Consider the following 248-nt stretch of genomic DNA (forward strand, 5'->3'; position numbering starts at 1 on the left):
GCAGTATTTTTACTGTTCTTTGGTGCATTTTGCCATTCGCCACTGGTTTTTAGATCGCCTGTGATTATCGCTGGATTATTGGGTAAGAAGTAACCCAAGTTAAACTGATCAAAACGGCCATCTATATTCCAGCCGATATTTTTACGTAAGTCGATAACACCTTTCGCATCAACTGCGCCCGCTTCACCCTTATAATTCAGCTTACGAATACTAATCAGCTTTGGTGTACCCGCAGCATCGATAGACAG

Annotated in this window: 1 protein-coding gene; it reads right to left on the reverse strand. The window is 42.3% G+C overall.

Annotation, left to right across the window (positions count from 1 at the left end):
• Positions 1–248, reverse strand: a 248-nt coding sequence (locus tag SB772_RS44190) for a hypothetical protein (RefSeq protein ID WP_410839047.1), incomplete at both ends; no start/stop codon positions are given.

The organism is Paraburkholderia sp. SIMBA_030, from assembly GCF_046535245.1.
Classification (GTDB): domain Bacteria; phylum Pseudomonadota; class Gammaproteobacteria; order Burkholderiales; family Burkholderiaceae; genus Paraburkholderia.